This window comes from Sulfitobacter sp. UBA1132 (assembly GCF_002311545.1).
Classification (GTDB): domain Bacteria; phylum Pseudomonadota; class Alphaproteobacteria; order Rhodobacterales; family Rhodobacteraceae; genus Sulfitobacter; species Sulfitobacter pontiacus.
This window is the reverse complement of record NZ_DCAN01000004.1, coordinates 292,918-316,430: the sequence shown is the minus strand read 5'-3', so window position 1 is coordinate 316,430 and position 23,513 is coordinate 292,918. Positions and strand designations below refer to the sequence as shown.

Below are 23,513 nucleotides of genomic sequence, written 5' to 3'. Positions count from 1 at the left end.
GGTGGCAGGCGCGGGTCACCCACGCTTTGCCTCAATTCAGCTGGAAGTGCAGCGGATAGGCCCCATCGGTGAACGGGCCGAAGAGGTCGGGGATATCGGGATGGTCCACAGGTTCGCCCGAGTAATCGGCCACGAGGTTCTGCTCGGACACATAGGCCACGTAATAGCTTTGTTCGTTTTCGGCCAGCAGGTGATAATAGGGCTGGTCTTTCTCGGGGCGGCTGTCTTCCGGAATAGCCTCGTACCATTCTTCGGTATTGGCAAATTCGGGGTCCACGTCAAAAATCACCCCTCGGAAGGGATGTTTTTTGTGCCGGACGATCTGGCCCAAGTGGTATTTCGCGCGCGTTCTTATCATAACATCGGTGCACCTACCGTTCGTTCGTAGTCCCTTCAAGGGGCTTTTGTCCAATCCTGCGACGCGCAACCAAGGAAACAGTTTGTGAACCTCGTCCTGACAGTGCTTGAAATTGTGGCTCCTGTGTTCCTGCTCGCGGGGGTCGGCTTTGCCTGGGTGAAGCTGGGGTTCGAGTATCGCATCCAGTTTGTGACCCAGCTGGCGATGACCCTATCGGTGCCCTGTCTGATTTTTGTGTCGCTGATGACAACGCAGATCGACCCCGCCGCGCTGAGCGCTTTGTCACTGGCGACAGTGGCGGCCTATGGCGGGGTAACGCTGCTGGCCGCCGTGATCGTGCGCGTATTCGGGTTGAACCGGCGGACGTATCTGGCCCCGATGATCTTCGGGAATACCGGCAATCTGGGCCTGCCGCTCGCACTTTTTGCCTTTGGCGAAACGGGGTTGGGTTACGCCGTTGTGGTCTTTGCCATTATGGCCATCTGGTCGTTCACCTTTGGAATCTGGCTGGTGGCGGGGTCTGGCTCCTTTGGGAAGGTCATCCGTGAACCGCTGGTCTGGGGCACGGCATTGGGCGCATTGTTTCTGGTGCAAGGCTGGGAAACGCCGGTGTTTTTGACCAATACGCTGTCCCTGCTCGGTCAAATGGCGATCCCGATTATGCTGATCACATTGGGCGTTGCCGTGGCACGGCTGTCCCCCGGCGGGATCGGGCGCGCGGTGGTGTTTTCACTGATCAAGCTTGCGATCTGCATCGGCATCGCCGCTTTGGCGGGCTGGTTCTTTGACCTTGATAAAATCGCTTTTGGCGTGCTGGTCTTGCAGGTCGCCACACCGGTGGCGGTGACATCCTACCTGCTGGCAGAGAAATACGGTGCGGATGCGCAGTCTGTCGCGGGGCTGGTTGTCGTCTCTACCGTGCTATCGGTTGCCGCTTTACCGCTTATGCTGGGGTTTCTGCTGTAATTTCTGGTGGGCGTCGGCAGGGCAATCTGATAAACTAAATGTAATAAAAACACGATAAAAGCGAGAGGCCGATGAGCAGAACCTTTTGCGCCCTGATAATTGCTGTGCTTTTGGCATCATGTAGTGGCGGTCCGACCAGTGCCCCACGAGACCTTGATAACGCATGTGCGATTCTCAAAGAGCGCCCAGAATATTACCGCGCATTCCGTGCAGCTGAACGCCGTTGGGGCGTGCCTGTCCATGTGCAGATGGCGACGATCCATCAGGAAAGCAAATTCATCGCGGACGCCCGTACGCCGTTCCGCTATGTCATCGGCGTGATCCCCATGGGCCGCCAGTCCAGCGCCTTTGGCTACAGCCAGGCGCTTGATGCGACATGGGATGAATATCTGGCCGAAGCTGGCGGTTTCCGCGCCAAGCGCGACCGGATCAACGACGCGTCGGATTTCATGGGGTGGTACATGAACAAGAGCCGCGACAAGAACGGCATTCCCCTGCATGACGCGGAAAACCAGTATCTGGCCTATCATGAAGGCAACACAGGCTATGCGCGCCAAAGCTATAATTCGAAACCCTGGCTGGTCGCCGTGGCCCGCAAGGTGCGTGCGCGCTCCGACATGTACCAGCAGCAGATTGCAGGGTGTCGCCTGTCACGTTGGTAAGCTGACCAACACCGGATAAAGAAAGGGGCCCCGAACACATGTTCGGGGCCCTTTTTCCTTAGCGGTTCACCTGACCGGGACTGCCGACGTCAAACAGTTTGTTGGGCAGGCTGCCGCCTTTCTGCAGGTCGCCCAGAACCACGGTGGTCTTGGTGCCGTTGCCGTCGTTGATGATCCACTGGCGCAGCTCGACCGGGTTGCCGGTGAACTTCAGCTCGATATTGCCATATTCAGGATGCGCGGGGTCTTGGGCGCGCACGGTGGTCGCGGTGCCGTCATAGTTATGCCCCGTCACCATCTTGGCCTGACCAAGGTTCACATTCGCGGCCAGAATGATCGACAGCGGCGTTTTGGACAGCGGGTATGTCTCTGCCGGTTGGTTGGATTTCTTGTCGTAGATCACGACCGTATTGCTGCCCGCCACGACAATCCCCGAATCCGGTGCGTTGTATTCAAAGCGCACTTTGCCCGGACGTTTGATGTAGATCGTGCCGGTGCTGATCGAGCCGTCGTCGTTGATCTGGGTGAATTCGCCCTTGGCGGTTTTCAGATCGTTAAGATAGCCGGAAATCGCGTTCAGCGGCAGTTTGTCGGCGGCGGCGGGCATCACAGCTGCCAACCCCAGACCAATGGCCAGAACGGTGGTGGTAACAAAACGCATCATAGTCTTCCTATTCTTATTCCAGTGCCTTGCCTTCGACATAGGGCTTCGCGTCATGATATACGATATCACGCAGCAGGATATCGCCTAACACGCCCGAAATGCAAAAGGGGCTGGCCTGTTCCCAAGCCAACCCCCGGCGTCGCAATGACGTTCCGATTATTTTTGCGCGCTACCCCTGCTCTGGTATCAGGATCTCGCGCTTGCCCACGTGGTTGGCAGGCGAAACAAGGCCCGCGTCCTCCATCTGTTCGACCAGACGCGCGGCTTTGTTATAGCCGATGCCCAGCTTCCGCTGGATGTAGGATGTCGAACATTTGCGGTCTTTTGCAACGATCGCCACGGCCGTGTCATATTGCGCGTCTTCGCTGTCGGTATTGCCGCCCAGACCCAGAACCGCGTCGATGTTCCCTTCTTGGTCATCGGAGGGCCCTTCGACCACACCCGACACATAATCAGGTTCACCATAGGCCTTGAGGTGGTTCACGATCTCTTCGACCTCTTCGTCGCTGACAAAGGGACCGTGGCAGCGCACGATCTTGGACCCGCCCGCCATATAGAGCATGTCACCCATGCCAAGGAGCTGTTCGGCGCCCATCTCGCCCAGGATCGTACGGCTGTCGATCTTGGAGGTCACCTGGAAGGAAATCCGCGTCGGGAAGTTCGCCTTGATCGTGCCGGTGATGACATCGACCGAAGGACGCTGTGTCGCCATGATCAGGTGAATACCCGATGCCCGCGCCATCTGCGCCAGACGCTGGATGCAGGCTTCGATCTCCTTGCCCGCGACCATCATCAGGTCGGCCATCTCGTCCACGATCACGACGATATAGGGCAGCGCTTCGGGCTTGAATTCATCCGTCTCGAAGATCGGCTCGCCCGTATCCTCGTCAAAGCCGGTCTGGACGGTGCGGCTGAACATCTCTCCCTTGGCCAGAGCCTCGCGGACACGACCGTTATAGCCTTCGATGTTGCGCACGCCCATCTTGGACATCTTGCGATAGCGCTCTTCCATCTCGCCCACGGTCCACTTCAGCGCGACAACGGCCTTTTTCGGGTCGGTCACAACGGGGGACAACAGATGCGGGATGCCATCATAGACCGACAGTTCCAGCATCTTGGGGTCAATCATGATCATACGGCATTCTTCCGGCGTCAGCTTGTAGAGCAGCGACAGGATCATTGTGTTGATCGCAACGGATTTACCCGAACCGGTGGTCCCCGCGATCAGCAGGTGAGGCATCTTGGCAAGGTTCGCGACCACAGGGTCACCGCCAATGTCTTTGCCCAAGGCCAGCGGCAGACGCATGGTGCTGTCGCCGAAATCACGCGCGGCGAGGATTTCGCGCAGCACGACTTTCTCGCGGTTCTCGTTAGGTAGTTCGATCCCGATCACGCTGCGCCCCGGCACGGTAGACACACGCGCCGACAGTGCCGCCATAGAGCGCGCGATATCGTCCGCCAGACCGATCACACGGCTCGCCTTGAGGCCCGGTGCCGGTTCCAGCTCGTACATGGTGACAACGGGGCCCGGACGGACGGCGACGATTTCACCCTTTACGCCATAGTCATCCAGCACGTTTTCCAGCATGCGCGCATTCTCTTCCAGCGCGTCGTCGCTCAAGTGCAGGCGTTCGACATTATCCGGGCTTTCCAGCAGGTTCAGCGGCGGCAGTTCAAATCCGGGATGCGTGTCTTCAAAGGTCAACGCAGGCTGTGCCTCGGCCTGAGCCTGTTTGCTAGGCTGCACCGGCTTGCGCATCTGCGGCTGCACCACCTTGCGCGGCTGAGCCACAGGGATCTGCATGGCCGGTTCCCGTTCTGCCTCTTGCAGTGGCAGGTGGCTGTCGGTCATCGGTTCATCATCCAGAACCGCCATATCCGCGTCGTGATCCGGTTCGGAGGGGGTTAGCTCAAGCACGGGGCGCTCCGCGACCAAAGGTGCACGGCTTGCGGTTAAAGGCGGCTCCGCCCGAGTAGGGGAGGGGGCCGGCGCACCGGTCAATGGCGGCTCTTCGCGGCGGGCACCACGCGCGGTGGTATCCAGCAGCAGCGGATCAGGGCCACGCCCGCGACCACGGGTCAAGGGGGCGGTGGTGGCCGTATGCACAGCCCCGCCGGTCCGCACGCGGCTTTTGATCACATCGGCGATCTTGGATTTGATACGGTCGCTGCTGGGGGCTTCGCCCAGTTCGGGTTCAGCCCATGTCTCGACCAGTTCAGGTTCGGGCAGCGGGTCGGCGCGTTTGACCAGCGTCGGCATTTTCGACAGGAGGCCGGTTTTTGGCGCAGCTGCAGGCGCGTCGCTATAGGCCAATTCGTCGTCATAGTATCCTTGGCTGGCCGCGAATTCCGCATTCTCCTCGGCCTCGATCCGGTTGCGTTCGCGGCGTTCAAGCTGGCGGGCCTGAATGCCCTGCGCGGCGGCAACCGCCCCCGACGCACCCCGCCCCAGAAGGGTCATCAATCCGGCATAAGCCATGATCAGCCCGACCAGCATGAAGCGGAACAGACGTTGCAGTTCAAGTCGGGTGAAGCCGACAACAAAGGCACCAAAGGCAAGGATCGCCACGCCCATCAACAGCGACATCAGCTTGATCGTAAAGGTCGACCCGATCGGCAGGACGGTCAGGATCACGCCCATGACCGTGTCGCCAAAAAGCCCGCCCAGACCAAAGCTATGGGTTTGCAGCCAAGCCGCATCCGGCGTCAGCGTTGCCCCGTAGATCGAACACAAGGCGACGGCAATCGGGGCAAAAATCAAACGGCCTACGGCGCGTTCCTCGCCGCGGTGCAGGGCAAAGCGTGCGCCCCAGGCCAGCAGGATTGCCGCGACAGACCACGCGCCCCAGCCCACGATCATGAACAAAGGCGCGGCCAGCGACGCGCCCATGCGCCCCAGCCAGTTCTGCACCGGCGCATCGGTGGACACCATAAAGTTGGGATCGTCAGGGGTGTAGCTGCCGATCATCATGGCGGCCATAAGGCCCAGGGCGATCAGCCCGAGGCCCAACAGCTCCTTGCCGCGTTTTTCGATCGCTTCGGCCATGTTGGTGTCTAGCAAAGGGTCGCGCCCACGTGTCTGATATGCCATTGCTCTGATCCCTCGTCTTATTCTGGATAGAGACAGCGGCGGATCGCTTCGATCCCGCGCGTTGTCTCTTCTTTTGGGGCGACCATCGCCACCCGAATATATTGTTTCCCGGGGTTTTCGCCGTTCACGCTTTGCGCCAGATAGCCGCCCGGCAGCACCCGCACGCCGGTTTCACGCCAGAGTTTCAGCGCCGCAGCTTCGTCATCTTCCACCGGCAGCCACAAAAAGAACCCGGCCTCGGGGCTTTGGTACCCGGGGACGTTGCCGAGAATGCGGTCGGCGACTTCGTATTTCTCGATGTAAAGCGCGCGGTTCTCGGCGACATGGGCTTCGTCGTCCCAGACCGCAGCCGACGCCGCTTGCAACGGTAACGGCAGCGGTGCACCGGCATAATTCCGCAGCTGCTTGATCTCGCGCATGGTATTGGCACCCGACGCGACAAAGCCGGACCGCAGCCCGGGCAGGTTCGACCGTTTCGACAGCGAATGGAAAATCACCACACGATCCGGATCGGCCCCGACCTCTTGCGCCACTTGTAGCGCCCCGACGGGCGGCGTGTCGCGGTAGATCTCTGAATAGCATTCATCCGCGAAAATTTTGAAATCGTATTTATCTGCCAGCGCGATCAGATCGGCCCAATACGCACGGGTGGCCACGGCCCCCTGCGGGTTGGCGGGCGAGCAGATATAGGCCGCAGTGGTCCGGTTCAGCACATCTTCGGGCAGGCTGGCAAAATCGGGCAGATGCCCTGTTTCGCGCGTGGCAGGCACCATCACCAGATCAGCGGCACCGGAAATCGCGGCGATCATATAGACCTGATAGAACGGGTTCGGCATCAGAATGGCGGGCTTGCGGCCATTCTTCGTCTCGGGACAGGTGGCCATGACGGCATTATACAGCCCTTCGCGGGTGCCGTTCAGCGGCATCACCTGCGTGTCTGCATCCACATCCACACCGTAGCGTCGGTTGATCCATCCGGCAATCGCGCCGCGTAACTGGGGCGTGCCGTCGTTGGCCGGGTAGCTGTTAAATCCGGCAGCATTTTCAGCAATCACATCGGTGACCCATGCCGGAAAAGCATGTTTCGGCTCGCCAATCGTCATGTGGATCGGCGTGCCACCGCCTTCATGCGCATCAAGCAATGCGCGCAGGCGCGGCCACGCGTGGGCCGGAAGGTTCGAAAACCGCTCGGGGTACATCATTTCACTGCCTCGGGTTCGGGATCATTCACGCCCCGTTTGTTCCAGAGTACCCAAGGGCTTGCCCCGCGTCCAGACATTGCAGGACGCAGGGCAAGGTTTGTGTCATTTAGGCCAATGCCTCTTCGGCGGCTGCGGCAATGCGCAGCAGGTGCTCTTCGCCAAAGGGCTGACCCATCAGCATGATCCCGCAGGATGGGGTGCCCGTGGGCAGAGTCACCGCCGCCAGCCCCATAAGATTCCCGATACGCGTGTTGCGCAGGGTCATGAGGTTGGCCGAGACGTAATAGTCATGCTCGGTTTCCAGCCGGTCCAGCTTGGGGGGTAGCAGCGGTGCGGTGGGGATCAGCACCGCGTCATAGCCCGCCACAGCTTTCACATAGGCCGCGCGGATCTGGTCGATCTTGGCCCAGGCTGCCACATAATCGGGGCCGGAGTGGGATTTACCCAGACGGAACCTTTCAAGGATCTCACCATACATCGCATCCGGGTTCGCTTCGATCACGTCGCGCCACAGGCCGTAGGCTTCGGCGGTGTAAAGGCACCCGCTCAGCGGCATCGCCTCTTTGATAGGGTCGAAATCGATGTCCTCGATCACCGCGCCCGCTTCCTTTAGCCGCGCGACAGCATCGTCGAAAGCCGTCGCGGGGGCGCCTTCAATATCATCGAACGCCACCGTGCGCAGGATCGCAAAGCGACGCCCTTCGATGTCGGTGCTGCCCATGTCCATCGGCTTGGCCCCTTCGGTGAGCGCCAGCAGCAGGCTCGCATCCTCGACCGAGCGGCAAAGCGGGCCCACCGTGTCGAACTTGGCCGCCAGCGGCACGGTCCCCTCAAGCGACACACGGCCCGAGGTGGTTTTCAGCCCCACAAGATCGTTCCACGCGGCAGGCACCCGCACCGATCCGCCGGTATCCGACCCGATCGCCGCCGCCGCCAGACCGAAAGCGACAGAAGCCGCAGCCCCGGACGACGACCCGCCCGACACGGCAGCTTCATCGTTCACGCAAGGGGGAGTGGCGGTGCTGGGGTTATACCCGAGCCCCGAAAACGCCAGCTCGCTCATATGGGTCTTGCCCAGACAGACCAACCCCATCGCGGTGGCATTCGCCAACACGCGCGCGTCGCGGTCCGGCACACGGTCTTTCAGCAGGGCGCTGCCCGCCTCTGTCGCGATGCCGGCGGTGTCGAACAGGTCTTTCCAGCTGATCGGCACCCCGTCCAATGGCGACAAACGCTGGCCCGCGCGCGCGCGATCCCGCGCGGCTCCGGCCTCGGCCAGGGCCCGGTCGGCGGTCACACGGGCATAGATGCGATCCCGCAGGGGGTGGGCGTCGATCGCGTCAAGATAGGTCTGGCACAGCACAACAGGGTCGATCTGGCCGTCCCCGATGCCCCGTCCCAGATCTGCGGCTGTCATGGTTAACCACTCTTGCATGTTGCTTCCTCGAATAATGCTTTGGAAAAGGGACGGTAGCGACGCCAGCGCGCATGGACAATCCCTGCTGCACGCCCATATCTAAAGCTATGGATTTTGATACAGATATCGCAATCGTCGGTGGTGGGCTGAATGGCCCGACACTTGCCTTGGCTTTGGCGCAGATCGGGCTGCGGGTCACGTTGATCGACAGGCTGCTCGCTGCCACGCGGGAAGATGCGGCGTTTGACGGGCGATCCTATGCGCTGGCGTTGACCTCGACACGGATGCTCGGGGCGCTCGGGATTTGGGATAATGTGAAATCCCACGCGCAACCGATGCTTGAGATCAAAGTGACGGACGGGCGCGCGGGCGAAGGCCCCTCCCCTTTCTTCATGCATTTCGATCACGCAGAGATCGAAGAAGGGCCGATGGGCCATATGGTCGAGGACCGCCACCTGCGGCGCGCCTTGGCAGAAGCCGTGAGCGCTGAGGCCCGCATCACGCGGTTGGACGGCGAAACGATCATCGCGCAAGACGCCGCCCCGGCGGGCGTCACCCTGACATTTGAAGGCGGCAAGACCCTGCGCACGCGTCTGGTTGTCGGCGCGGATGGTCGCGCATCGGGCACCGCCACGCGGGCGGGAATCAAACGCATCGGCTGGGATTATGCGCAAACGGCGCTGGTCTGCGCCATCGCCCATGAAAAGCCGCATCACGGGGTCGCGCATCAGTTCTTTATGCCCCCCGGTCCGCTGGCGATCCTGCCGCTGACCGAAAACCGGTCCTCCATCGTCTGGAGCGAGACCGCCGCCAACGCAGCGCATATCTACGCGCTGCCGGATGAGGGATACCTCGACGTGCTTCGCCCTCGCTTTGGTGATTTTCTGGGCGAGATTTCCCTTGCTGGTGCGCGGTACACTTACCCGCTGAGCCTGTCGCTGGCGCATTCGATGGTGGCACCGCGTGTCGCGCTGCTGGGGGATGCCGCACATGGGGTGCACCCGATTGCCGGTCAGGGGTTGAACGCCGGCATGCGCGATGTCGCCGCGCTGGCAGAGGTGATCGCTGATGCGCAACGGCGCGGGCAGGATGTCGGCAGCACCACGGTGCTTGAGCAATATCAGCTGTGGCGTCGCTTTGATAACACCGCGCTGGCATTGGCGACGGACAGCTTCAACCGGTTGTTTTCCAACGACAACCCGCTGCTGCGTCTTGCACGTGATGTGGGGATGGCGGCGATTAACGCCCTGCCCGATGCCCGTCGCGGTTTCATGCGCGAGGCGGCAGGTCTGACGGGCACCCTGCCCCGTCTGATGCAGGGTAAGGCGCTTTAGGGGGCAGCCTACCCCCGGCGGGTCAGTCGATAACCCGCGCTTCGTCCACCAGCATCACGGGGATACCGTTGCGGATCGGATAGGCAAGACCGGCCGCGTCCGAGATCAGCTCTTGCTTGTCGGCGTCATAGGTCAGGCGCATCTGCGTGCGGGGGCAAATCAGCGCCTCTAGCATGCGGCGGTCGAATGGTATCTCTTCGGCGTTCAATTCATCATCTCCCCTTCTTGGCCACCCCGCAGGGTGTATTCGATCAACGTCAGCAACGTCTCGCGTCGGGTAGAGAGGGATGGTGCCTCTAGCAAGGCCTGTTTGTCTTCGCAATCAAGATCCAGCATCATCGACAGTGAATTGATCAACAGTTCATCGTCGGCCTCTTGCAACGTATCCCAATCTGCTGACAGGTTTCGCGCGTCGAAGTAACGGCCAAGCGTGTTCAGGAAATTATCGCGGTCGAAACTGCTGTCCTGTTCATCCTTGCCAAGATCGCGTTCAAACCCGTCCCAGTTGACATCGCAACGGCGGTAGGGCGCGAAGCCTTCGACCTCTTTCACCACCCGAAAACGCGAGATCCCCGCGAGGGTGATCATATAGCGCCCGTCCTCAGTCTCGGAAAACTGGGTGATCCGCCCGGCGCAACCAATGGTTTGCAGCCCCGGACCGTCGCGCCCCGGCACCACATTGGGCTGCACCATGCCGATCAATCGCCCCGGCGTTTTCAGACTGTCTTCGATCATCTGCAGATAGCGCGGTTCAAAGATATGCAGCGGCAACCGCGAGCGCGGCAGCAGCAATGCGCCCGACAACGGGAAGATCGCGATTGTGTCTGGCAGGTCCGATTGCTGTATCATGTAAGCTTACCTAGGGCGCGCACAGCCTTATGCAAATATCATAGAGCTAAGTTTACGACGACCATTCAGCGCAATCGGATCATTGGGTTTCAACGCCTCGAAAATGGTGAACAATTGCGTCTTGGCGGCGCCGTCATTCCATTCACGATCCTTGCCGAAAAGCGTCAGCAGTTGATCCACAGCGGCCTGCGTGTCGCCATGCGCATAAAGCGCCTGCGCCAGATCGAAACGCGCCTGCATGTCATTAGGGTTGGCATCCACCGCCGCCTGAAGCTCTGCCACAGGGCCCGCATCGGCTGCCTGTCGTGCCAGTTGAAGCTGCGCATGCGCGGCCTCAAGCTCGGGCGCTTTCGAGATTTCGATGGGTGCGCCGTTCAGATGCGCTTCGGCCTGATCAAGCTGATCCAACGCGATATAGGCGCGCACCATCCCGCCATAAGCACCGGCATGGTTCGGGTCTTCGCCCAGGATCGCGGCAAAAGTGTCCAGCGCGTCCTGCGCCGCCCCTTCGGCAAGCATGTCATCCGCGGCGGCCACGGCCTCTGACAGCTCTTCACCGGGGGCTTCGCCGCCGCCCGCTTTGATCACGCGGTCGATGAACGCCTTGATCTCGGACTGTGGCAGGGCCCCCTGAAAACCGTCAACCGGCTGGCCCTTGAAGAAAGCATAAACGGTCGGGATCGACTGGATCTGCAACTGGCCTGCGATCTGTTGGGCCTCGTCAACGTTGATCTTGACCATCTTGACCGCGCCTTTGGCCGCGCGCACCGCGTCTTCGAGCATCGGGCCAAGGGTTTTACACGGGCCGCACCACGGGGCCCAGAAATCGACAATCACCGGCACCGTTTGCGATGCCTCGACAACATCGGCCATGAAGGTCGCTTCGCTCGTGTCTTTGATCAGATCGGCATCACCGGCACCGGCGGGGGAAAGGTTCAAATCCATCATATCAAAATCCTCGCTTGGGGTTGCCCTTTATATGAGGGCGCGTCTGTCTATTTCAAAGGTCGAATGTCGCAAAGACCGGCGCGTGGTCGCTGGGCTTTTCCCAACCACGGGCGTCGCGCAACACGCGGCTGGAATGTGCCGCGCCCGAGATATCGGGCGTTGCCCAGACGTGATCCAACCGGCGGCCCTTGTCTGCCGCATCCCAATCCTTGGCGCGGTAGGACCACCAGCTGTACAGGTTGCCTTGCGGGATATCCTGCCGCGTTACGTCAACAAAACCACCGGCGTCCTGCGTCTCGGCCAGCTTTTCAACCTCTATCGGTGTGTGGCTTACCACCTTGAGCAGCTTCTTGTGATCCCAGACGTCATCCTCGCGCGGTGCGATGTTCAGGTCGCCCACCAGAATGGATTTCTCGGGTTTGTCGCCGTGGAACCAGTCGCGCATGTCCGCCAGATAATCGAGCTTCTGGCCAAACTTCTCGTTCACCTCGCGGTCGGGCACGTCGCCGCCAGCGGGCACATAGAAGTTATGCACCGTCACCCCGTTTTCGAGCTTTGCCGCAACATGGCGCGCGTGGCCCAGCGTCGCAAAGTCCTGATCACCGGCATCCACCAAGGGCAAGCGCGACAGGATTGCCACACCATTGTATCCTTTTTGCCCTCGCGCCACCATATGGGTGTAGCCCGCTTCGATGAAGGCCGCGGTGGGGATTTTGTCGACCGGGCTTTTGCATTCCTGCAAACACAGCACATCCGGCCCATGTTCAGCCAGCAGCTTGAGCACAATCGGTTCGCGCAACCGGACAGAGTTGATATTCCATGTGGCCAGCGTGAAAGGCATGAGGCAGCTCCCTTGGGTCAGATCGCGCGCACCCTACCGCGAAATACGCAGCGTCCACCATGCCGAATTACCGGCACTTCCGGGCTGCGGACAAAAAAAGACCGGGCACAAAGGCCCGGCCTAGTCCAACAGGGAGGTATGTATCATTTCCCGGATACAAACTTCGGGTTCAAACCGATCGACGGGTCATGAAAACCCCGTCTCTCGCAGGAATAACCAGCGGCACCCGCTTGGGTTCCACAATTATGAAATAATTCTGTATCCACCTGATTCAGTTAACAAAATTCTTGCGTTGGAGGGATCAGGCTCGATCTTCTGGCGCAGGCGGTAGATGTGGGTTTCCAACGTGTGCGTCGTGACACCGGCGTTATAGCCCCAGACCTCGTGCAAAAGCGTGTCGCGCGGGACGACGCCCGCGGCAGCACGGTATAGGAACTTGAGGATATTCGTCTCTTTTTCGGTCAGCCTGATTTTCTTGTCGTCTTCGGTGATCAACAGCTTGGCCGACGGCTTGAACGTATAGGGCCCAAGCTGGAAAATCGCCTCTTCGGATTGTTCGTGCTGGCGCAGCTGTGCCCGGATGCGCGCCAAGAGAACGGGGAATTTGAACGGTTTGGTGACGTAATCATTCGCGCCCGCATCCAGACCCATGATCGTATCCGCGTCACTGTCATGCCCCGTCAGCATCAGAATCGGGCTTTTCACGCCCTGGGTACGCAGGTCGCGACACAGGTCACGCCCGTCGATGTCCGGCAGTCCAACATCCAGAATGACCAGATCATACAAGGCTTCGGCGGCGCGGGTTTTGGCGTCTGCGCCATTGCCTGCTTCGAATACATCAAAGTCTTCGGTCAGCAATAATTGCTCGCTCAGCGCGTCGCGCAGGTCGTCGTCATCATCTACGAGCAAGATTTTCTTCAGCTGGGCCATATCAACTCATCCTCTACAACTTTACTTTAGATGTGTTCACAAAGCCGTGCGTGCAAGAGTAGCAGGTGTTTGTTCACACGACCGTGCGAAATTGTCGCGCAATGTTTCAATCCGCCGGTTTCTGCAGTAAGAAATGTGACAACATAACATGAAAGATTTCAAATCATGGTTTTTGGGCCCGATATAACCGAGCAACTGGCACGCGCCCGTGCGGACCTGCGTTTGGGCGTTCCCATTGTACTGGCGGGATCGCGGCCGGTTCTGGTTATGGCTGCCGAAACGCTGACGCCCGCGCGGCTGACCGGCCTGCTGGCCATGGGCGGCGAACCGGTGTTGGTGATCAGCGCCCGGCGCGCCGAAACCCTGAAAGCGCGCGCCTACGATGGCAGCTTTGCGCGTGTCCTCCTGCCCCGGGACGCCACGTTGCGATGGGTGAAATCCATCGCGGATCCGGCGGACGATCTACGTAGCCCCCTGAAAGGTCCGCTGGCCTGCGCACGTGGGGGCGATGCGACGCCACACGGCCTGGCGATTGATCTGATCAAGTCAGCGCGCCTGCTGCCCGCTGCTGTGATACTCGACCTTGCGGATGCAGGTCAGTTCGCCCAGCAAAACGGCCTGACGATGATTAACCTGAGCGCGGCACAACCGATCCTTGCCGCGCGCAGCCCCTTGCATCCGGTGGTCAATGCGCGTCTCCCGATGGAGGTGTCAGAGGCCGGACGTCTGCATATCTTCCGCCCCGACGACGGCGGGGAGGAACACTACGCCATCGAAATCGGCCGACCCGACCGCAGCAAACCCGTGCTCGCGCGGCTGCATTCGGCCTGCTTTACCGGCGATATCATGGGCAGTCTGAAATGCGACTGCGGGCCGCAGCTGCATGCCGCGCTGACCCAGATGGGCAAGGAAGGGCACGGCGTGTTGCTGTACCTCAACCAAGAGGGGCGCGGCATCGGGCTGACCAACAAGATGCGCGCCTATTCCCTTCAGGATCAAGGCTTTGACACGGTCGAGGCGAACCACCGTCTGGGCTTTGAAGACGATGAACGGGATTTTCGATTGGGGTCGGACATCCTGACATCAATGGGGTTTTCGTCGGTGCGCCTGTTGACCAACAACCCCCGCAAGGTCGAGATGATGGAGGCAAGCGGCGTCAAAGTCGCAGAGCGCGTCCCTCTCAAGGTCGGCGAGAACAGCCACAACCACGCCTACCTTGCCACAAAAGCCGCCAAATCCGGGCACCTTCTGTGACACCCGACGATCTGGTCCTCACGCCGCGGGGCGTCCGGTTTCAGGGGCAGCTTTACCCCTGCACCATCGGCAAAACCGGTATCACCCGCAATAAACGCGAGGGCGACAAGGCGACGCCCGCGGGCATTCATCGCATTGTCGGTATGCTCTACCGTCCCGACCGTATTCCCGCCCCTGTGCCATGGGCGATGCCGATCGGCCCGCGTGATCTTTGGTCTGATGATGGGACGCAGGACGACTACAACAGCCTTGTGCAGGCCCCCTACCCGCACAGCCACGAGGTTCTGCGCCGTGCCGACCCCCTATACGATCTGGTGATCTTGACCGATTGGAACTGGCCCGATGCCGTTGCAGGGCGTGGGTCGGCGATCTTTATCCACCAGCAGCGCCGTCCGGCGTATCCCACCGAAGGCTGCGTCGCCTTTACACGCGCGCATCTGCACCAGATCGCCGTGCGGCTGACCCGCCACAGCAGGTTGATCGTCTAGCCTGCGGTACGTTCCCCGAAGATGGCGGAGCCGACGCGCACATGGGTCGCCCCAAGCGCGATAGCCTTTTCAAAATCGCTGCTCATCCCCATCGACAGATCCCGCACCCCGTTGCGCGCCGCAATCTTGGCCAGCAGCGCGAAATGCAGCGCCGCTTCTTCATCGACCGGCGGGATGCACATCAGCCCGCGCACGGGCAGATCAAGCGACAGACATTCCTCGATAAAATCATCGGCATCCGCTGGAAGAACACCGGCCTTCTGATCCTCTTCGCCGGTGTTAACCTGCACGAACATATCAGGACAGCGCCCCAATTCCTGCGCCAGCCGCGCAAAGGTTTGCGCCAGTTTGGGGCGATCTAGCGTATGGATGACGTCGAATAATTCGAACGCGCTACGTGCCTTATTGCTTTGCAGCGGGCCGATCAGATGCAGCTTTACGCCGTCAAACTCCTGCCGGAAAGCGGGCCATTTGCCTTCGGCCTCCTGCACGCGGTTCTCGCCGAAACAGCGGTGACCTTCCGGCAGCACCGCCGCAACGCGCGCGTCCGGCTGCACCTTGCTCACGGCGATCAGCTCAACGCTGCCCGGCGCGCGGCCTGCGTCGGTTTCGGCTTTGGCGATGCGGGATGTGATGTCGTGCAAGCTCATGTCAGTCGGCCCTTGTTGTTGAGGGCGCACAGAACAACAGCTTGGCGCAAAAGAAAAGGGGCAGACCAACGGCCTGCCCCTCTTTTAGACTGTATCGTTCAACTTAGAAAGTAAAACGAACACCCATGTCGGCACGGATTGTGTCGTTGCCGCGGCTGATGATACCGCCACGCAGGGAGACGCCGCCGCCCAGATCGTGGTGAGCGCCGATACCGTAGGAAGTTTCAGCGAAGTAGTCAGCGTCTGCAACGTAAACGTCGAGGTTAGTCGCTGCGCCGATGTCGAAGGACGCGGTCAGGGCGTAGTGGTCGCCGTTGACTGTGCCTGCACCGGTGTCTTCCCCGTTGTCAGCATAAGCCAAGGAAACTTTGGCTGGGCCAACGTTACCAACCACGGACAGAGCGTAGTCGGTATCGCCTGCAGCGTTGGAGTCCTGAGCAGCAGCTGCGAATGTGAAGCCGTTGAATGTGTACGCAACGTAGCCTGCAACACGGTCATTTGTGTCGGAAGCAGAGATGTGTACTTTCAGGTCGCCCATGGAGTACAGAGCTTCAACACCGTTGGAACCGGCCGCGCCGTTACCACCGGAGGAGTACGCGTCGCCGCGGAAGTTGTATGCTGTGTACTCATACGACAGACCGGTCAGACCCAGGTCGATTTCGTACATGCCAGGCATGGATTCCAGAGCGCCGTAGATGTTACCAACACCAACTTCGAAGCCACCGGTGCGCGCGAAGAAGCGAACGCCGTTGATGCCTGTGCCGGCCGGGCCAGCTGTAGTCAGACCGTCGTCAGCTGTACCGAAGATGCCGTCTGCACCTTTTGTTACGGAGACGTTTTCGTCACTGTTGTTCTGCTGGATACGTGCACGTGCACCGAATGTAACGCCCATGTCGGACTCAGCAGTCGCGTCGATCTGCAGACGGAAACGGCTTGTTACGTTGGTTTCATCGTTACCCGATGCGTTTTCTTGGTAAAGAACACCAAAACGGCCATAGCCGCCGAATGTAACGTCTGCAGCTGCAACGCCAGCGGTCGCAACCAGAGCTGTTGTAGCGAAGAGAACTTTTTTCATGAGTTATCCCTCGGTTTGAATTCATATGCCCATACCGGGGAATCCGGTAAAGGTATGAGAGGTGTTTTCAGCGTTTGCCCTAGTTTTGGCAAGGATCGCGGAAGCCTTGGCATCATTGGAAAAAACTGTGATGCAGCTATGTCACAGTTGCGCACACCCGCAGAATGCACGGACGGGCCAAGAACGCAGAGGCACAGGTGCCCTGTACTCTAGTATACACTGACATTGCGCTTGCCCACCGAACCCCGCTTGGATAGACCTGTGCCCAAACAGGCAAAGGACGGTCGAGATGGTGCGCAGTTCGGTATTCAAATCTACACTAGCCCTCGTGGTGGTCTCAGCGCTTGGCGCATGCGGTGGCCTGAACTTCGGCCCGCCCAACGACAACGACCCGAACCTCGGGCTGTCTCCGACGAACCCCAACTATGTCGAGACGAACCCAGACAACACCATTTGGGCGATCTTCAACCGCAAAGACAATGACACCAGCGTGTCGGTCAACAAATACCTGTGGTCCGCGTCGCTCGAAGTTCTCAACTTTCTGCCCGTGCAATCCATCGACCCCTATACCGGCGTGATCGTGACCGGCTATGGCACCCCCCCGGGGGGCAGCCAGTCCTACCGCGCGACGGTCCTGATTGATGATCCCGCGCTTGATGCACGGTCGTTGAACATCGCGCTGCAAACCCGTGGCGGCCGCACGGTCAGCAAAGCAACCTCTCGCGCGGTCGAAGACGCGATCCTGAGCCGTGCGCGTGAAATGCGCATTGCCGACGCCAAATTCTAAGCCCGCACCCGTCTATTCCCCATTATCACGCCGGGCCACGCGCTAGTCGCTCGCCCGGCGTTTTTCGTTGATAAGGTCCGCCAAGATGCCCTCCTACTCCCCCGCCGAAATCGAAGCCCGCTGGCAAGCCGCCTGGGAAAAAAACGATGTGTTCCAAGCGGTACGCAACGCCGACAAGCCGAAGTATTACGTGCTCGAGATGTTTCCCTATCCGTCGGGGCGCATCCACATGGGGCACGTGCGGAACTATACGATGGGCGACGTGATCGCGCGCTACAAGATCGCGACGGGGCATAACGTGCTGCACCCGATGGGCTGGGATGCCTTCGGGATGCCCGCTGAAAATGCCGCGATGGCGATTGGCGGTCACCCCAAAGACTGGACCTATGGCAACATCGCCGACATGCGCGACCAGATGAAACCGCTGGGGTTGTCGATCGACTGGTCGCGCGAATTCGCCACCTGCGACCCCGAATATTACGGCCAGCAGCAGGCGCTGTTCCTCGATTTCCTGTCGGAAGGGCTGGTCTATCGCAAGAACGCCATCGTGAACTGGGATCCGGTCGATATGACCGTTCTGGCCAACGAACAGGTCGAGGCAGGGCGCGGCTGGCGTTCCGGCGCGCTGGTGGAACGTCGCGAGCTGACGCAATGGTTCTTCAAAATCTCCGACCACTCGGAAGAGCTGCTTGATGCATTGGACACGCTTGATAATTGGCCCGCGAAGGTCAAGCTGATGCAGGCGAACTGGATCGGCAAATCGCGCGGGCTGCAATTCGCGTTCTCGACCATCGACGCGCCAGAAGGTTTCGACCGGATCGAAGTCTACACCACGCGCCCCGACACCCTGCTTGGCGCAAGCTTTGTCGGCATTTCACCCGATCACCCGCTGGCCAAACTGCTCGAGAAAGACAGCCCCGAGGTTGCGGCCTTCTGTGCCGAATGTCGCAAGGGCGGCACAACCGAAGAAGCGATCGAGACTGCCGAAAAGCTGGGGATGGATACCGGCCTGCGTGTGCGCCACCCCTTCGATACCGCGTGGGAACTGCCCATCTATATCGCGAACTTCATCCTCATGGACTACGGCACGGGGGCGATCTTTGGCTGCCCCGCCCATGATGCACGAGACTTTGAATTCGCCACCAAATACGGGCTGCCGATCACGTCGACCTTCTTGCCGTCCGAGGACGCGGACCCAAAGCTCGCTGCGCCCTTCGTGCCGGCGAAATCCGAAAAAGTGTATTACAATGGCGGCTTTGCCGGCGAGAAATGGCAAACCGGCGAAGAGGCGATCATTGCGGCCATCGACGCCTGCGAAGCGCAGGGCGTGGGCCAAGGCGTGACCAAATACCGCCTGCGCGATTGGGGCCTGTCCCGGCAACGCTACTGGGGCTGCCCGATCCCGGTCGTGCATTGCGACACCTGCGGCGTGGTGCCCGAAAAGAAAGAGAACCTGCCGATCGAGCTGCCCTATGACGTCAGCTTTGACACGCCTGGCAATCCGTTGGACCGACACCCCACATGGCGCGACTGCGCCTGCCCGTCTTGCGGTGCGCCCGCGAAACGCGAAACCGATACGATGGACACATTCGTCGATTCCTCTTGGTATTTCGCCCGCTTCACCGCGCCACGTGCTGACACGCCGACCAATATGGCGGATGCGGAATACTGGATGAATGTGGACCAATATATCGGTGGCATCGAACACGCGATCCTGCACCTGCTGTATTCGCGCTTCTTCGCCCGCGCGATGCAGATCACCGGCCATCTGCCCGAAAAAGCGATTGAGCCGTTTAACGCGCTGTTCACGCAAGGCATGGTAACACATGAGATTTACCAGACCCGCGACGCAAATGACCGCCCCGTCTATCACCTGCCCGAAGATGTGACCGACGGTAAACTCGCCGATGGGACAGAGGTTGAAATCATCCCTTCGGCCAAGATGTCGAAGTCGAAGAAAAACGTGGTCGACCCGCTGGGGATCATCGCGAACTACGGGGCGGATACCGCCCGCTGGTTCGTTCTGTCCGATTCGCCCCCCGAACGCGATGTCGAATGGACCGCATCCGGGGCAGAGGCGGCGTATAAGCACCTAAACCGCGTGTGGAACATCAGCAGCCGCATCGCCGAGATGGACGACAGTGCCGCAGGCACAGGCGACGACGATCTGCTGCGCGCGATGCACAAGACCATCCACGATGTCACGATGGGTGTGGAATCCTTTGGCTTCAACGCCGCGATTGCCAAGCTTTATGCCTTTACCGCGACGTTGCAGAAATCCAAGGCGGGCAAAGCCGCACAGCGCGAAGCGATCATGACGCTCGCCCAGTTGATGGCCCCGATGACCCCCCACCTGGCAGAGGAAATCTGGACCGCGCAAGGCGGCGACGGGCTGATCACCACCTCGACCTGGCCGCAAGCAGACGAAGCGATGCTGGTCGACGATACGGTGACCTTGCCAATCCAGATTAACGGCAAACGCCGCGCGGAAATTCAGGTACCTGCCGATATGCCGAAGGAAGAGGTTGAAAAGATCGCGCTGAGCCACGAAGCTGTCATTCGTACCCTTGATGGGGCCACGCCTAAAAAGGTCATCGTTGTGCCCGGACGGATCGTCAATGTCGTTGCTTAACCGCCGTTTTCTTATCGCATTGCCACTGCTGGTCCTGGCGGCCTGCGGGTTTCAACCCGTTTACGGCCCCGGCGGCACTGGCACGGCGCTGCAAAACGCGGTGCAGGTCGACGCGCCGAATGATGCCTATTCCTACACGCTCGTGCGCGAGATCGAGACGCGGTTGGGCCGCGCCGCCAGTCCGCGTTATGCTTTGGCCCTGACCGTCGATACCTCGGAAGAGGGGTTGGCGATCGACAGCGAAGACAACACCACACGGTATAATCTGGTCGGCAAGGTCGATTTCGCCCTGCGCAACCTCAGCAGTGGTCAGATCGAGGTGTCAGGAAATGTCGAAAACTTTACCGGCTATTCCGCGACCGGCTCGACTGTTGCAACGCTCGCGGCAGAACGTGATGCCCAAAAACGCTTGATGGTCATGTTGGCCGACCAGCTGGTCACCCGCCTTTACGCGGCCGATCTGACCCCATGAAGCTGCCCCCACGCGACGCGAATGCCTATTTCGCCAAGCCCGATCCGACGAAGACCGGGCTGCTGATCTATGGCGGCGATGCGATGCGCGTCGCGTTGAAACGGCAGAGTTTCCTGAAAAACCTGCTGGGCCCCAATGCCGAAGAAGAAATGCGCCTGACACGCATTCAGGCCGCTGACCTGCGGCGGGATGCGCCTATGTTGCTGGACGCGATCAAGGCCGTGGGTTTCTTTCCGGGGCCGCGTGCGGCTTTTGTGGAAGACGCCAACGACAATATCGCCAAAATCCTGACCGATGCACTCACCGACTGGCAGCCGGGCGACGCGCAGATCGTCGTGTCGGCGGGGGATCTGAAAAAGACCTCCAAGGTGCTCAAGGCGTTCGAGGCACACAAGAACGCTTTCGCCACCCCGATCTACGACAATCCGCCCGACCGGGCAGAGATTGAACGCGTGCTTGCCGAAGCAAAGCTCAGCCCCGAGGCGGATGCGATGGGGGCGCTTAGTGAACTGGCGCGGGTACTTGATCCGGGCGATTTTCGTCAAATGGTTGATAAAATCACGCTCTATAAGATCGGCGACGCAGGCCCCCTCACAGCAGAGGATGTGGCCAACTGCGCCCCCACCTCGACAGAGGCAGAGGTCGACGACATCCTGCATGTAGTCGCAGAGGCGCGCGCGGGCGACATCGGCCCCGTGATGGCCAAGCTGCAGGCCCAAGGCGTGAACGCCGTAACGCTGATCATCATGGCGACACGGCATTTTCGCACGCTTTACCGCATCGCGAGCAATCCGGGCGGCCAGATCTGGGGCGTACGCGACCGTGATCGCGCCATGCGTCAGGCCAAAAGCTGGGGCGCGGCCAAGCTGGAAACCGCATTGACCGTGCTGACAGACACCGACCTGACGCTTCGGTCAGCAGGGCAACACGCGCCGACGATGGCGCTGGTCGAACGCGCCTTTATCCGCCTGGCCATGCTGGGGGCACAACGCTAAATTCAGGTTAATTCTTGGGAGGGAATGCTGATGTATAAGGTAATCGGGGCAACCAAATCGCGGGCGATGCGGGTCATGTGGATGCTCGAGGAGTTGGGCCAACCCTATGACCACGTCCCCTGTGGGCCGCGTTCGGACGAGGCAAAGCAATACAATCCATCCGGCAAAATTCCGGCACTTGTGGACGGCGATGACGTGCTGACCGATTCCGTCGCGATCATGCAGTATCTCGCGGACAAGCACGGCGCGCTGACCGCCCCCGCTGGCACCGCTGCCCGTGCGCATCAGGATGCGCTAACCTTCTGGCTGATCGACGAAATGGATGCGATCCTTTGGGCTGCGGCGAAACACAGTTTTGTGTTCCCCGAGGAACAGCGCGTCCCCGAGATCAAGGATAGCCTGAAAGCAGAATTCGCCCGCTCCGCCGCGATTCTATCAGACAGGTTGGACGGGCCCTTTTTGATGGGCGATGAGGTCACCATACCGGATTTGCTGGCGACCCATTGCATCAACTGGTCCATCGGCGCGGGATTTGCGCGGGTGGATGACAAGCTGGGCCATTGGGCCAAGTCCATGCGTGACCGCCCCGCGTTCAAGACCGCCGCCACCCGCGAGGGTTAATCCCGCTGCGTCCAAGCAGCGGCGTGTTGGCCCGCCCATCGGCCTGTCGCAAGGCAGGCCGAGATCAGATACCCGCCCGTAGGGGCCTCCCAATCCAGCATTTCGCCTGCAACGAAAACGCCGGGGCGGGCGTGCAGCATCAACCCATCATCCAGCGCGTCGAACTTCACCCCGCCTGCGGTTGAAATCGCCTCGTCCAGCGGACGCAGGCCTGCGTGTTTCACCGGCAGCGCTTTCAGCAACCTCGCCAAGTCAGTCGCGTTCGCCGGCAAGGGGCGCGCCATTTCCTGAAGCAGCGCAATCTTGGCCACATCCAGTTTGAGCGTTTTGCGCAGATAGTTTGCCACGCTCATCTTGCCACGCGGCTTAGCCAGCTTTTCGACCAGCGCCTCGCGGGATTGATCCGGCAGCAGGTCTAGCATCAGCGGGTGCCCTTCACGCAGCCCGCGCGACACGGTGTAGATCCCGCCGCCTTCCAAGCCGCGGGCGGAAATCACAGCCTCCCCCCGCGATCGGTAGGTGCCAGATTTCAAGCCGATCCCTTTCAGCGCCGCGCCGAAATGCGCTTCCATATGCGCCGACCAGTTCATCGCGATTCCTGCATTGGCAGGCGCAAAAGGCGCGATATCGACGCCCGCGTCGCGCAGCGGTAAGGCCCATGCGCCGGTGGAACCCAAGCGCGACCAGCTTGCCCCGCCCATGGCCAGCACAGTGACATCAGCGGGCAAGTTTTTCATGCCGTCTGGTGTATCGAACACCGGCGCACCGTCTTCCCATCCGGTCCAACGCCAACGGGTGTTCACCGCAACACCTGCATCGGCGAGCCGCGCCAGCCACGCGCGCAGCAGCGGCGACGCCTTCATCACGGTCGGGAAAACCCGCCCGGTAGAGCCGGTGAACAGGCTTTGCCCCAATCCCTTGGCCCATTCCTGCACCGACGTAGCATCGAAACTGTTAAGAATGGGTTCAAGCGGCCCTTTTGCCATCGAAAATGCGTTCAAGAATTTATCGTGCTCTTCTGCCTTGGTAATATTCAGACCCGATTTACCCGCCATCAACAGCTTGCGCCCGACGGATGGTTTGTGATCGCAGACCGTCACAGCCAAGCCTGCCGCGGCCATCATTTCGGCTGCCATCAGCCCTGCAGGCCCCGCGCCGATGACAACCCCGCGGCGGGCGGGCGAATTTTCTGATGTCATGACGTGCTCTTCCATTCGGGTTAAGGATATAGCTGTGAGTTACAGCGGCACCATTAACTTGACCTTAATCCAAATGCA

The 23,513-nt window shown here is 60.4% G+C and carries 23 protein-coding genes; 10 read left to right on the top strand and 13 right to left on the bottom strand.

Annotated elements, in window-relative coordinates:
- Positions 1-31: 31 nt before the first annotated feature.
- Positions 32-358: a heat shock protein HspQ gene (gene hspQ / locus B4F27_RS02440; RefSeq protein ID WP_005850331.1), complete on the bottom strand. Its 327-nt coding sequence runs from the start codon at positions 356-358 to the stop codon at positions 32-34.
- An 84-nt stretch (positions 359-442) separates the two neighbouring features.
- Between hspQ and B4F27_RS02435 the strand changes: the two genes are divergently transcribed.
- Positions 443-1,324 (top strand): AEC family transporter, encoded by an 882-nt coding sequence (locus B4F27_RS02435; RefSeq protein ID WP_286758759.1) that lies wholly within the window; start codon positions 443-445, stop codon positions 1,322-1,324.
- A gap of 71 nt (positions 1,325-1,395) precedes the next feature.
- The gene (locus tag B4F27_RS02430; protein WP_174226590.1) at positions 1,396-1,986 is read left to right on the top strand and encodes a lytic transglycosylase; all 591 of its coding nucleotides are present in this window, start codon (positions 1,396-1,398) and stop codon (positions 1,984-1,986) included.
- Positions 1,987-2,044: 58 nt separating this feature from the next.
- Here the strand turns inward: B4F27_RS02430 and B4F27_RS02425 are convergent, their stop codons facing one another.
- From B4F27_RS02425 to B4F27_RS02410, 4 genes are all read right to left on the bottom strand, one after another.
- A complete protein-coding gene (locus B4F27_RS02425; protein WP_009825501.1) occupies positions 2,045-2,650 on the bottom strand; it encodes a LolA family protein in 606 nt (201 codons plus the stop codon).
- A gap of 169 nt (positions 2,651-2,819) precedes the next feature.
- On the bottom strand, positions 2,820-5,741 hold the full coding sequence (locus B4F27_RS02420) for a DNA translocase FtsK (RefSeq protein WP_286758758.1): 2,922 nt from the start codon (positions 5,739-5,741) through the stop codon (positions 2,820-2,822).
- Between the two features lie 17 nt (positions 5,742-5,758).
- Positions 5,759-6,940, bottom strand: a complete 1,182-nt coding sequence (locus B4F27_RS02415) for an aminotransferase class I/II-fold pyridoxal phosphate-dependent enzyme (RefSeq protein WP_286758812.1) — start codon at positions 6,938-6,940, stop codon at positions 5,759-5,761.
- 109 nt (positions 6,941-7,049) lie between these two features.
- Positions 7,050-8,378: an amidase gene (locus tag B4F27_RS02410; protein ID WP_286758757.1), complete on the bottom strand. Its 1,329-nt coding sequence runs from the start codon at positions 8,376-8,378 to the stop codon at positions 7,050-7,052.
- An 89-nt stretch (positions 8,379-8,467) separates the two neighbouring features.
- Here B4F27_RS02410 and B4F27_RS02405 point away from each other — a divergent pair, with 89 nt between their 5' ends.
- The gene (locus B4F27_RS02405; RefSeq protein WP_286758756.1) at positions 8,468-9,694 is read left to right on the top strand and encodes an FAD-dependent monooxygenase; all 1,227 of its coding nucleotides are present in this window, start codon (positions 8,468-8,470) and stop codon (positions 9,692-9,694) included.
- 22 nt (positions 9,695-9,716) lie between these two features.
- On the opposite strand, the gene B4F27_RS02400 is transcribed toward B4F27_RS02405, so the two are convergent.
- The 5 genes from B4F27_RS02400 to B4F27_RS02380 form a co-directional block, all read right to left on the bottom strand.
- Positions 9,717-9,869, bottom strand: coding sequence for a Trm112 family protein (locus B4F27_RS02400; RefSeq protein ID WP_180829218.1), 153 nt, complete (start codon positions 9,867-9,869; stop codon positions 9,717-9,719).
- 29 nt (positions 9,870-9,898) lie between these two features.
- Positions 9,899-10,543 (bottom strand): LON peptidase substrate-binding domain-containing protein, encoded by a 645-nt coding sequence (locus tag B4F27_RS02395; protein WP_005850355.1) that lies wholly within the window; start codon positions 10,541-10,543, stop codon positions 9,899-9,901.
- 27 nt (positions 10,544-10,570) lie between these two features.
- Positions 10,571-11,491, bottom strand: a complete 921-nt coding sequence (trxA, locus tag B4F27_RS02390) for a thioredoxin (RefSeq protein WP_009825508.1) — start codon at positions 11,489-11,491, stop codon at positions 10,571-10,573.
- Between the two features lie 52 nt (positions 11,492-11,543).
- On the bottom strand, positions 11,544-12,332 hold the full coding sequence (locus tag B4F27_RS02385; RefSeq protein WP_009825509.1) for an exodeoxyribonuclease III: 789 nt from the start codon (positions 12,330-12,332) through the stop codon (positions 11,544-11,546).
- 243 nt (positions 12,333-12,575) lie between these two features.
- Entirely contained in the window at positions 12,576-13,262 is a 687-nt protein-coding gene (locus B4F27_RS02380) for a response regulator transcription factor (RefSeq protein ID WP_005850360.1), read from the bottom strand.
- 165 nt (positions 13,263-13,427) lie between these two features.
- Between B4F27_RS02380 and ribA the strand changes: the two genes are divergently transcribed.
- Both ribA and B4F27_RS02370 read left to right on the top strand, forming a co-directional pair.
- The gene (gene ribA / locus B4F27_RS02375) at positions 13,428-14,516 is read left to right on the top strand and encodes a GTP cyclohydrolase II (RefSeq protein ID WP_064216083.1); all 1,089 of its coding nucleotides are present in this window, start codon (positions 13,428-13,430) and stop codon (positions 14,514-14,516) included.
- Positions 14,513-15,004: a L,D-transpeptidase family protein gene (locus tag B4F27_RS02370; RefSeq protein WP_286758755.1), complete on the top strand. Its 492-nt coding sequence runs from the start codon at positions 14,513-14,515 to the stop codon at positions 15,002-15,004. Before ribA ends, B4F27_RS02370 begins: the two co-directional genes overlap by 4 nt.
- Here B4F27_RS02370 and B4F27_RS02365 read toward each other — a convergent pair.
- Both B4F27_RS02365 and B4F27_RS02360 read right to left on the bottom strand, forming a co-directional pair.
- Entirely contained in the window at positions 15,001-15,654 is a 654-nt protein-coding gene (locus B4F27_RS02365; protein ID WP_286758754.1) for a YggS family pyridoxal phosphate-dependent enzyme, read from the bottom strand. The two genes, B4F27_RS02370 and B4F27_RS02365, sit on opposite strands and share 4 nt — an antisense overlap.
- A 103-nt stretch (positions 15,655-15,757) precedes the next feature.
- Positions 15,758-16,729, bottom strand: a complete 972-nt coding sequence (locus B4F27_RS02360) for a porin (protein WP_286758753.1) — start codon at positions 16,727-16,729, stop codon at positions 15,758-15,760.
- A gap of 289 nt (positions 16,730-17,018) precedes the next feature.
- On the opposite strand from B4F27_RS02360, the gene B4F27_RS02355 reads away from it, so the two are divergent.
- The 5 genes from B4F27_RS02355 to B4F27_RS02335 all read left to right on the top strand — a co-directional run bounded on the left by B4F27_RS02355 (position 17,019) and on the right by B4F27_RS02335 (position 22,236).
- Complete coding sequence (locus B4F27_RS02355; RefSeq protein WP_005850370.1) at positions 17,019-17,516, top strand: DUF3576 domain-containing protein; 498 nt, start codon at positions 17,019-17,021, stop codon at positions 17,514-17,516.
- Between the two features lie 85 nt (positions 17,517-17,601).
- Positions 17,602-20,148 (top strand): leucine--tRNA ligase, encoded by a 2,547-nt coding sequence (gene leuS / locus B4F27_RS02350; RefSeq protein ID WP_286758752.1) that lies wholly within the window; start codon positions 17,602-17,604, stop codon positions 20,146-20,148.
- Positions 20,135-20,620, top strand: a complete 486-nt coding sequence (gene lptE / locus B4F27_RS02345) for an LPS assembly lipoprotein LptE (RefSeq protein WP_009825516.1) — start codon at positions 20,135-20,137, stop codon at positions 20,618-20,620. The genes leuS and lptE overlap by 14 nt, the downstream gene beginning before the upstream one ends.
- Complete coding sequence (holA, locus tag B4F27_RS02340) at positions 20,617-21,615, top strand: DNA polymerase III subunit delta (protein WP_286758751.1); 999 nt, start codon at positions 20,617-20,619, stop codon at positions 21,613-21,615. The genes lptE and holA overlap by 4 nt, the downstream gene beginning before the upstream one ends.
- A 30-nt stretch (positions 21,616-21,645) precedes the next feature.
- Positions 21,646-22,236 (top strand): glutathione S-transferase family protein, encoded by a 591-nt coding sequence (locus B4F27_RS02335; RefSeq protein ID WP_286758750.1) that lies wholly within the window; start codon positions 21,646-21,648, stop codon positions 22,234-22,236.
- Here the strand turns inward: B4F27_RS02335 and B4F27_RS02330 are convergent.
- Positions 22,233-23,435 (bottom strand): TIGR03862 family flavoprotein, encoded by a 1,203-nt coding sequence (locus B4F27_RS02330; protein ID WP_286758749.1) that lies wholly within the window; start codon positions 23,433-23,435, stop codon positions 22,233-22,235. The two genes, B4F27_RS02335 and B4F27_RS02330, sit on opposite strands and share 4 nt — an antisense overlap.
- Positions 23,436-23,513: the final 78 nt, after the last annotated feature.